Raw genomic sequence first — 289 nt, 5'->3', positions numbered from 1 at the left:
AATCATTTATACTTTTTTAATTCTGGCTTTGTTTATTCTGGGTTGCAGGGAAAAAGAACCAGAAATCGCCGTAGTGCATGACAAACCTGAAGAAATCAAAACCCCCGAAGGAATGGTCTGGATCCCGGGAGGGGAATTTAGCATGGGAGCGGTAGAAAATGACCAAATGGCACTCGACCATGAAAAACCTGCCCATCCTGTAGCTGTAGATGGTTTCTTCATGGATGTTACCGAAGTCACAAACAGAGAATTCAGGGAATTTGTTGAAGAAACAGGATATGTGACGGTA

1 protein-coding gene is annotated in these 289 nt (G+C 42.9%); it reads left to right on the top strand.

Features of this window, described 5'->3' with window-relative positions:
* Position 1: 1 nt before the first annotated feature.
* The coding region (locus tag HC176_RS19135) for an SUMF1/EgtB/PvdO family nonheme iron enzyme (protein WP_167920547.1) at positions 2-289 on the top strand (288 nt) is incomplete at its 3' end.

The organism is Tamlana crocina, assembly GCF_012037625.1.
The sequence above is the reverse complement of the archived record's forward strand: the minus strand, read 5'-3'. Positions and strand labels throughout refer to the sequence as shown.